The 10683-nt window shown below is 72.1% G+C and carries 2 protein-coding genes; both read left to right on the forward strand.

Features of this window, described 5'->3' with window-relative positions:
- The first annotated feature begins 146 nt into the window (after window positions 1-146).
- Complete coding sequence (locus tag A4X16_RS11565; protein ID WP_067120690.1) at window positions 147-6269, forward strand: beta strand repeat-containing protein; 6123 nt, start codon at window positions 147-149, stop codon at window positions 6267-6269.
- Window positions 6266-10683, forward strand: a 4418-nt coding sequence (locus A4X16_RS11570) for a beta strand repeat-containing protein (RefSeq protein WP_231880345.1), incomplete at its 3' end; no start/stop codon positions are given. The genes A4X16_RS11565 and A4X16_RS11570, both read left to right, overlap by 4 nt.

Consider the following 10683-nt stretch of genomic DNA (forward strand, 5'->3'; position numbering starts at 1 on the left):
TCACATCCGCACCATTGCCCCCACCTGAGAGCTCGCTTAGTGTGGTCGGAACGTGCTCCCGGGGAGGGGAGTGACGGGACTCTGAGGGGGGTTCGACGATGGTCGGGGGAGGTGTTCGGCGCGGGTGGCGGAGGTCCGCCATCGCGATGATCACAGCCGTCGCGGTCATCGCCGCCGGATTCACGCTGGGTGCGCCACAGGCCGCCGAAGCCGCCGTCGTGCAGTGGGGGACCAACTCGGGTACGACGCCGAACTACCAGGCGAACGTCAACGGCGACTTCATCATGGCGGGCAATGGCGTGCTCGCCTGCTCCGCCACCACCGGGACCACGGCCAACGGCACCTGCGCGGACCTGCACGCGGCGTCGAACACCAACACCGCGAACGTCAACGACAACTTCGTCATGACGCAGTCGAACACCGTCTCCGGCTTCACGGCGAACTCGAGCAGCGCGACCATGACGATCCCGGCCGGCGCCACCGTGGTCAAGGCGTTCCTCACCTGGAGCGCCAACACAGGCGTCTACACGGGGGACACGCGGCGACTGTGCTCGCAGTACTCGGCCGCTCGCGGCGTGGCGACCATGCCGACCGGAAGCGCGACCGGATACACGTCGCGCGCGGTGCAGCTGCGGGTCGGGAGCGGCGCGATCGTCGACGTCTCGCCGCAGAGCATGTTGCAGGACCCCGCCTCGCAGGCGACGGCGCTGTACTACTCCGCGAGCGCGGATGTGACCTCCGCGTTCGCCTCGGTCACCACCGGCTCCGAGATCACCGTCTCGGCGGGCAACATCTGGACGCCGACGGGGGCCGGCTGCTACGCCGGCTGGTCCGTCAACGTCGTCTACGACTACGGCACCTTCATCCCCGACAACCCGGCATCCGTGCCGCACAACATCATCTACTACGAAGGTCACGTCCGTCAGGGCGCCAACGACGCCGACCTCACCGTCGCGTTCAACGGCTTCACCGCTGTCGCCGCCGGCACGCGCGCGGGCTTCACCCTGTTCGAAGGCGATCGCAACATCACCGGCGACACCGCCTCCTACTCGCGAGGCGGTTCGACGACCTACGCAGAGATCCCGAACGCCGCGGGAGCGACGGGCAACGTGGGGATCTCCCGAGCGGTCGGCTCGGTGCGATACACGGGCACCGCCGGCACGGCGTTCACCAATCAGAGCGTCGACGTGGCGACCGTCGGGCTCGCGAACGTCGTCGCGGGGGATTCGACCGTCAATCTCCGCCTCGGGACATCCGGCGATTCGTATCTGCTGCGCAACGCGATGCTGTCGGTCCCGACGGCAGGTCTGCAGATCATCAAGACCTTCAACGGGACGGCCGACACCCAGTCCCGCACGTCGGGGGAGCTGGCCACCTTCACCGTCCGGATCACGAACACGGGAGCGGGGACGCTGCGCAACATCGTCGTCACGGACGATCAGGCGAACTGCGCCCGCAATCTCGGCACCCTCACCCTGGCGCCGTTGCAGACGACGACGTACACCTGCACGGCCACCGCGCCGTCGGCGACCGGCTACGTCTCGACCGCCGACGCGACCGCGCGGACGGTCGTCGGCGACTTCCTCGCGCAGGACAGCGACAGCACGACGGTGTTGCTCAGCGCCATCAGCCTGTCGAAGACGAGCGCGCTCGCGCCCGGCGGCACCGGCCGAGCCGGAGACGTCGTCGTCTACACGTTCACGGTGACGAACACCGGCCAGTCCACGCTCACCGACATCGTCATCACCGATCCGCTCGTCGGCCTCTCGGCGATCACCTTCGGCTCGTGGCCGGGGACGCCGGGCACGCTGACCGCGGGGCAGTCCGTCACCGCGACCGCCACCTACACCCTCACGCAGAGCGACGTGGACGCCGGCGCCGTGGCGAACACCGCGACGGTCAGCGCCGCCGACGACGACGGCGGCATCCGTCCGTCGGGCTCCGCGAACCGCGTGACCCCGATCGCCGCGGCGGGCGCCGTCACCGTGACGAAGACGGGCGCTCTGGCGAGCGGCGCGACCGGCCGCGTGGGCGATCGCATCACCTACAGCTTCACGATCCGCAACACGGGCAACGTCACGCTCGCGAACGCGTCGCTCGTCGACCCGCTCCCGGGTCTCTCGCCTCCGGCGATCACCTGGCCCACCGCGACAGCCGGGGTCATCCCCGTGGGCCAGGCCGCAACCGCCACCGCCTTCTACACCATCACCCAGGCAGACGTGGACGCCGGCAGCGTCCGCAACACCGCCACCGCCACCGCTCGCACACCGGCCGGGACGTCCGTCTCCGGCTCCTCTCCGCAGGTCACCGTCCCCACCATCGCCTCGGCCCCCGGACTCACGACGACGAAGTCGGGTTCCGTCACCCAGGGCGCCGGCGGAGTGGGCAGCACCGTCACCTACACGTTCACCGCGCGGAACTCCGGCAACACCACTCTCACGAACGTCGCGATCACCGATCCGCTGCCCGGCCTCTCCGCACTCGCCTACACCTGGCCCGGCGTCGCCGGGACCCTCGCGCCGGGGCAGTCGGTCACCGCGACGGCGACCTACACGGTCACGCAGGCCGACGTCGACGCCGGAGCGGTCCGGAACACCGCCACCGGAACGGCCAGGACGCCCGCCGGCGCGACTCTCACGGTGCCCACGAGCCAGTCGGTCGTATCGACCGCCGCATCCGCCCCCGCCGTCACGCTGACGAAGACCGGCGCACTCGCTCCCGGCAGCACGGGTCGGGCCGGCGACGTCGTCACCTACTCGTTCCGTCTCGTGAACAGCGGCAACGTCACGCTCACCGACGCGACGATCGCCGATCCGCTGCCGCGACTGTCGGCACTCGCCTACACCTGGCCGGGGACCCCGGGCGTCCTCGCCCCCGGACAGGCGGTGACGGCCGTCGCGACCTACACGCTGACCCAGGCGGACGTCGATGCCGGCGCGGTCGCCAACTCCGCGACCGCGACAGCGCTCCCGCCGAGCGGAGCCCGCGTCTCCCAGACGCGTTCGTCCACGCTGCCCGTGGCCCCGAGCGGCGCGCTCACGGTCCTGAAGTCCGGATCGGTCACCGCCGGATCCGGGGGCGTCGGCAGCACGGTCACCTACTCGTTCTCGGTGACGAACAACGGCAACGTGACTCTCAGCCAGGTGGCGCTCGCAGACCCTCTGGTCGGTCTCTCCGCCATCACCTACACCTGGCCGGGCACGGCCGGCACGCTCGCTCCGGGCCAGACCGTGCAGGGTCGCGCGACGTACACCGTGCGACAGGCCGACGTCGATGCGGGCGCGGTGACGAACACCGCGAGCGCATCCGCCCGCACACCCGGCGGTGCGTCCGTCAGCGGATCCTCGCCGACGACGAGAGTGAACACGGTCGCCGCGGCGCCCGCGAGCACGACGAGCAAGACCGCGACCGTCTCCGGCACCGCCGCCGTCGGCGACGTGGTGACGTACACGTTGCGCACCACCAACACCGGCAACGTGACCCTGACCGGGGTGAGCATCTCGGACACGCTGCCTGGGCTGTCGGCGCTCTCGTACAGCTGGCCGGGTGCGGCAGGCACACTCGCACCGGGGCAGACGGCGACCGCCGTCGCGACCTACACGATCCGCCAGACGGATGTGAACGCCGGCGCTGTGCGCAACGTCGCATCCTCCACCGCGGCATACGGCTCGACCCCGGTGACCAGCATGTCCGGCACCGTCACGACAGCGACCGTGCCGCCGACGGCCGGTATCGTCACCACGAAGACCGGCGCCCTGCAGAGCGGCTCCTCGGGCCGCGCGGGCGACACGATCACCTGGTCGATCACCCTGCGCAACTCCGGCAACGTGACACTGAGCGGCGTCGCGGTGTCTGATTCGCTGCCCGGCATCTCCTCGCCGACCTACGGTGCCTGGCCGAGCGGCACGACGGGCGTGCTGCAGCCCGGACAGACCGTCACCGCGACCGCCACCTCCACGATCTCGCAGGCCGACGTCAACTCGGGCGCCGTCAGCAACACCGCGACCGGCTCGGGGACGCCGCCGAGCGGAGCAGCAGTGACGAGCACGGCGCCGGCGACCGTGTCGCTCGCATCCGCTCCCGGGATCGTGCTCACGAAGACCGGCGCGCTGACGAGCGGGAACGGCTCCGTCGGCAGCACCATCACGTACTCGTTCTCCGCGCGCAACACCGGCAACGTGACGCTGACCGGGGTCGCGATCACCGATCCGCATGCCGGCCTCTCGGCTCTCGCGTACTCGTGGCCGGGTGCCGCCGGCACGCTACAGCCGAATCAGACGGTGACCGCCACGGCCACGTACACGGTGAGACAGTCGGACGTCGACGCCGGCGCCGCGCGCAACACCGCGAGCGTGACGGGCGCCCCGCCGACGGGAGCGGCGATCAGCGCTTCCTCCGGCGAGGTGACGGTGGCCACGGTCGCAGCGGCTCCCGCGATCGCCGTCACCAAGTCGGCCGCGGGCGGCGGCGGGGGTGTGGGAAGCACGATCACCTACACATTCCGCGCGAGCAACACCGGCAACGTCACGCTCACGGGCGTCGCGATCGCCGATCCTCTCGCGGGACTCGGCGCGCTGCAGTACGTCTGGCCGGGGACGAGCGGCACTCTCGCGCCGGGGCAGTCGGCGGTCGCGACGGCGACGTACATCGTGACGCAGGCGGACGTGAACGCCGGATCGATCACCAACACCGCATCGGCGTCCGGCGCGGGCGGTGGGACGACCGTGACCGCGGCCTCCGGCGCCGTGACCACCTCGACCGCCGCGAGCGCGCCGTCGCTGGCGGTCACCAAAGTCGGCACGCTCAACGGCTCGGGCGCTGCGGGCGACACGATCACCTACGCCTTCACCGTGCGGAACTCAGGCAATGTCACGCTCACCGGCGCCTCCCTCGTCGACCCCCTCATCGGCGGCGCGCCGATCACGCTCTCGGGATGGGCCGGAGCCGCCGGAGTTCTGCAGCCGGGCCAGAGCGTCACCGGGTCGGCGACGTACACCGTCACGCAGTCGGACGTCGACGCGGGCTCCGTCGCCAACACGGCGACAGCGACCGGAGCACCGCCGCGAGGTGCCGCCGTGACGGCGACCGCGCCCTCGACGGTCCGCATCGCGGCCGTGCCCTCGATCGCCGTCTCGAAGACCGGATCCGTCACGAGCGGCTCCGGCGGGGTGGGGAGCGAGATCACCTTCGTCTTCACGATCCGCAACTCGGGCAACGTCAGCCTCAGCGGCATCACCCTGACCGACGATCTGGCCGGCCTCGGCACGCCGAGCATCACCTGGCCGGGGGCCGCGAACGCGCTGGCTCCGGGCCAGACCGCCACAGGAACGGCCACGTACATCGTGCGCCAGGCCGATGTCGACGCCGGTTCGGTGCGCAACACCGCCGCCGTGAGCGGCCGCCCGCCCGTCGGAGCGGTGGTGAGCGCCACCTCCGGCGAAGCCGTGGTGCCCACGAGCGCGGCGGCCCCGGGCCTGACGGTGACCAAGAGCGCGAGCACGGGCGCCGGTACCCGCGTCGGAGACGTGGTCACCTACAGCATCCGCGCCGAGAACACCGGCAACCAGACGCTCACGGGCGTCACGATCAGCGACCCGCTCCCCGGGCTCTCCGCCCTCTCCGTCACCTGGCCCGCCACGGCAGGCGTCCTGGCGCCGGGACAGGCGGCGACCGCCCGCGGCACCTACGTCGTGACGCAGGCCGACGTCAACAGCGGCACGATCCGCAACACCGCTGCCGCCACCGCCACCGCGCCCGGCGGCGTCCCCGTCAGCGGCTCGTCCGCGGAGCTCGTGACCGCCACAGCGGTCGCGGCACCGCGCGTCACCCTCGACAAGACCGCGAGCCTGGCCGCCGGGGCGACGGGTCGCGCCGGAGACGTCGTCACCTACAGCTTCACGGTGCGCAACGCGGGCAACGTGACCCTCACGGGCGTCGGGATCAGCGATCCGCTGCCCGGTCTCTCGGCCGTCGAGTTCACCGCGTGGCCCGGCCCGGCCGGAACTCTGCAGCCCGACCAGAGCGCGACCGCGACAGCCACGCGCACTCTCACCCAGGCCGATGTCGATGCCGGATCGGTGGTCAACACAGCGACAGCGACCGCCACGCCGCCCCGTGGTGCGGCGGTGCAGGGATCGGCCTCCGCGACCCTGCCCCTGCTCGCAGGGCCGCTGCTGACACTGGCCAAGTCCGGCGCCTACACGCAGGGGACCGGAGCGGTCGGCAGCGTGGTCACCTACACGTTCACGGCACGCAACGCGGCAACGTGACCCTCACGGACGTCGACATCTCGGACCCGCACCCGGGCCTCGGCACGATCGCGCTGACGTGGCCGGCGGCTCCGGGCACGCTCGCGCCGGGCGCGCAGGTCACGGGAACCGCCTCGTACACGGTGACGCAGGCGGACGTCGACGCGGGAGTCGTCCGCAACACCGCGCGGGTGACCGGCGTGCCGCCCACCGGTGCCGCCGTCGGCGCCGACTCGCCGACGGTCACGCTCGCGACGGTCGCCGCCGGCCCCGCGCTGACGACCGTCAAGACCGCCGTCGTCGGCGGAACCGGAGCGGTCGGCGACATCGTCGACTACACCGTGCGCCTCACCAACACGGGCAACGTCACGCTCGGGAACGTCCAGGTCGCCGACCCGCTGCCCGGACTCACCCCCTTCGTGTACTCCTGGCCCGGAGAAGCCGGCGTGCTCGCGCCGGGTGCGCAGGTGGTCGCGACCGCCCGTCACACCATCACGCAGGCCGACGTCGACGCCGGCGCGCTCGTGAACGTGGCGACGGGGACCGGCACCGCGCCGAGCGGAGTCTCGGTCAGCGCAGCATCGGGCACCGTGACGACGCCCACGGCCACCGGCGACCCGCGCCTGCAGGTGAGCAAGTCCGGCGCGCTGCCCGCGGGGGCGACGGGAGTCGCGGACGAGGTCATCACCTGGACGGTGACCATCCGCAACGCCGGCAACGTCACGCTGTCGAGCGTGTCCGCCGCGGATTCGCTCCCCGGCATCTCCGACCTCTCCTATGGCGCCTGGCCGAGCGGCACCGCGGGGGTCCTCGCGCCCGGCGACGCGGTGACGGCGACGGCGACGTCCACCGTCCAGCAGACGGATGTCGACGCAGGGTCGATCGCGAACACGGCTACGGCAACAGGCACTCCTGCGCGAGGTCAGGCCGCGTCGGCCACCGGATCGGGCACGGTGCCGCTCCGCTCCGCCCCGGCCCTGAGCATCCAGAAGTCCGGCGCGTACACCGAGGGCTCCGGTGCGGCGGGCGACACCATCACCTATACGTACGCCGTCCGGAACGCGGGCAACGTCACGCTGACCGGGGTCGCGGTGAGCGACGCCCACAGCGGACTGTCGCCCCTCGCGTACGGCCCGTGGCCGTCGAACACGCCGGGGACCCTCGCGCCGAATCAGACGGTGACGGCGACCGCCACGTACACGGTGCGCCAGAGCGACGTGAACGCGGGGTCGATCACCGACGTCGCCTCGGTGTCGGGCCGGCCGCCGACGGGACCGGCGGTCTCGGCCGCATCGCAGACGGTGGTGCTTCCCACGGATGCCGCGGCTCCGTCGATCCTGACCACGAAGACGGCCTCGGTGAGCGGGGGCGGCCAGCTCGGCGACCTCATCACCTACACCCTGCGCGCGTCCAACACCGGGAACGTGACGCTCACGGGAGTCGCGCTGACGGATCCCGCCCCCGGTCTCAGCCCGCTCGCGTACGGCCCCTGGCCGGGTGCCGCCGGAACGCTGCAGCCTGGCGAATCCGTGACCGCGACGACCACCCACCGCATCAGCCAGGCCGACCTCGATGCCGGTGCCGTGACGAACACCGCGAGCGCGATGGGGACGCCTCCCGCGGGGCCTGCGGTGACGGATCCGTCCGACACGGTCACGACGTCGACCGCCGCCCGGACCCCCGACATCGAGGTCACGAAGAGCGGAACGCTCGCGGGCGGCGCCGCCACAAGCGCAGGCGACGTGGTCACCTACTCGTTCTCCGTGCGCAACACGGGCAACGTCACGCTGACCGGCGTCGCGCTGGCCGACCCCGCCGCCGGCCTCTCCCCGCTGGTCTACGCCTGGCCGGGCGCCGAGGGCGTCCTCGCCCCCGACCAGGTCGTCACGGCGACGGCGACGTACGCCCTGACCCAGGAGGACATCGACACCGGCACCATCGACAACCAGGTCACCGGCACGGCCACCGCACCCGGCGGGGCCGCCGTGAGCGAGACCGACGAGGTCACGATCCCGCTCGCGCAGGCGGGGACGATGTCGGTGACGAAGACCGGGACGGTTCTGGGCTCAGGACTCGCCGGCGACAGCATCCGCTTCGACTTCTCGGTCGTGAACACCGGCAACGTGACTCTGAGCGGGGTCGCGCTGGACGAGGCGATCGTCGGCCTCGATCCCGTGATCGACTGGCCGGACGACGGCGCGCCCGGCGTGCTGGCGCCGGGGGCGCAGGCCACCGCCGAGGCGTTCTACGTCATCACGCAGGCGGACGTGAACCGCGGCCAGGTCCGGAACTCCGTGACCGTGACGGCGAACGCGCCCTCGGGGGCGATCGAGCCCGTCGTGGCGTCGGCCGATGTGGCGACGGGCGCGCAGCGGGCGCAGCTGGTCATCACGCAGACCGCCCCGCCTCAGGCCGCGCTCGGTCAGACGGTCACGTTCAGCTACGTGGTCCGCAACACCGGCACCGTGTCGGTCGACGGGATCGACGCGATCGGCAACAGCTTCCCCGGGATCTCGAGCGCCGTGTTCGACTGGGGCGGCGGCACCCCCGGGACGCTCGACCCCGGACAGTCGGTGACCGCGACCGCGACGGTCGTCGTCACGCAGCAGAACGTCGACGCGGGATCCATCGCCAATACGGCGTCCGTGTCCGGGACCTCTCGCGTCGCGCAGCCGGCACCGGTGTCGGCGACCTCGCAGACGGTCGTCGTGGCGATGCCGACGGCTCGGCCCTCCGTGGCCGTGACCGACTCGGGCACCCTCCCGGCGGGGGCCAAGGCCGGCGATGCCGTGACCTGGACGTACAGCCTGCGCAACACCGGGAACGTGACGCTCACGGGTGCCGCGCTGTCCGATGCGCTGCCCGGCACCAGCGCGCCGCAGTACGCGTGGGAGGGACCGGCCGGCGAGCTCGCTCCCGGCGGTTCGGTCACGGCCACCGCCTCGACCGTCCTCACGCAGGCCGATGTCGACGCCGGATCGATCGTCAGCGTGGTGACGGGACGCGGCACCGCGCCCTCGGGTGCAGTCGTCACGGCGACGGCACCGGCGACCGTCGCGATCGCCTCGACGGCGGGCCTCACACTCGTCAAGAGCGCGTCGCAGGACGAGGATCTCACCGTCGGCCAGACCGTCACCTTCACCTTCGACATCACGAACTCGGGCACCGCCACGATCGACGCGATCGCGCTGAGCGACACGCTTCCGGGGCTTTCGGCCATCGCCTTCGGACCGTGGCCGGGCGGGCAGACCGGCTCGCTCGCGCCCTCCGCATCGGTGAGCGCATCCGCGACCTACCGAGTCACACAGGCGGATCTGGATGCCGGGGGCTTCTCCAACACCGCGACGGCCACGGGCCTCACCCCGTCGGACGCACCGGTGTCGAGCACTGCTACGATCGCGCTGACGACGGCGGCCAGGACGCCCGCGCTCGAGCTCGAGAAGGACGAGAGTCTGAGCGGCACGGGCGCCCTGGGCGACTCGATCGCGTACTCCTTCACCGTCCGCAACGCGGGCAACACGACGATCACCGACACGGCGGTCCAGGACGACCTCGAGGGCATCTCGGGCATCGCCTTCGGAGCATGGCCGAGCGGCGAGAGCGGCGTGCTGCTGCCGGGCGACGAGGTGACCGCCACCGCACGCTATACGCTGCGGCAGGCGGATGTGGACGCCGGCGAGGTGGTCAACACCGCGACGGCGACCGGATCCGCGCCGGCAGACGCCGACGTCTCATCCGCGGAGGCGGAGGCGACCACGGCCCTCGCCGCGGCGAACCCGCAGCTCAGCACCACGAAGCGCGGCGCGCTCGCTCCCGGATCCACCGGTCGCGCGGGCGACACCGCCGAGTTCCGCTTCTCGGTCGTGAACAGCGGCGATGTGACGATCGGCGGGGTCGAGTTCGACGATGCGCTGAGCGGGCTGAGCCCCCTCGCCATCACCTGGCCCGACGCATCCGCCCCGGGTGTCCTGGCTCCGGGTGCCGAGGCGACGGCGGTCGCGACCTACACGCTCCTGCAGTCCGACGTCGACGCCGGTGCGCTGACCAACGGCGTGACCGTGACCGGCGTCTCGCTCCGCGACGGTGCGGAGGTCCGCGCCACCGCGGCGGCGACCGTGCCGATCGCTCCCGGCGCCGCGTTGTCTGCGGTGAAGTCGGGGGTGTTGGCGGTGGGTGATATCGGTGTGGTGGGGGACACGGTCGAGTATGAGGTGGTGGTGACGAATACGGGGAATGTGACGGTCACGGGTGGTGTGCTGGTGGATCCGATGGAGGATCTGTATGGCGTGTCGATCGTGTGGCCGGATCCGTTGCGGCCTGGTCGTGTGGGTGTGGGGGAGCAGGCGGTGGGTCGGGGGTTCTATGACCTGAAGCAGGCGGATGTGGATGCCGGGTTCGTGGAGAATACGGCGTCGGTGGCGGCGACGGCTCCGGG

It is taken from the genome of Microbacterium sp. H83 (genome assembly GCF_001650405.1).
In the GTDB taxonomy this organism is placed as follows: domain Bacteria; phylum Actinomycetota; class Actinomycetes; order Actinomycetales; family Microbacteriaceae; genus Microbacterium.

Excerpts from the sequence above, each read along its gene's own strand:
- A4X16_RS11565 (WP_067120690.1), top strand. The coding sequence starts at position 147 with ATGATCACAGCCGTCGCGGTCATCGCCGCCGGATTCACGCTGGGTGCG.